Raw genomic sequence first — 275 nt, 5'->3', positions numbered from 1 at the left:
AGCCAGCATCATGATTTCCTCTTCATTCAATGCTTGACCACTACGGAGCTTGGCAAACACACCAGCAAGACGATCAGGCATGTTCTGAATGGTGGTTTCAACAGTCTGTGGTGACACACCCATTTCTTTTGCAATCTGGAAGTTGTTCAAGGCTTTTTGCCTGATGAGTTTGGTCAGTGCAGTTCTACGGGTGTCATGGAAGTGAAGCCTTGTTTCTGGATCATCATACATGCCCAAAGCCTTCAATGCATCAACCCAGTAGGCGCGGAAATTCC

The 275-nt window shown here is 46.9% G+C and carries 1 protein-coding gene; it reads right to left on the bottom strand.

All coding sequences use genetic code 11. The annotated features are described in order from the left end of the window. The coding region (locus VJI94_RS08340; RefSeq protein ID WP_324009023.1) for a hypothetical protein at positions 1-275 on the bottom strand (275 nt) is incomplete at both ends.

The organism is Parvimonas sp. D9 (assembly GCF_035282565.1).
Classification (GTDB): Bacteria; Bacillota; Clostridia; order Tissierellales; family Peptoniphilaceae; genus Parvimonas; species Parvimonas micra.
This window is presented reverse-complemented; position numbering and strand designations above follow the sequence as displayed.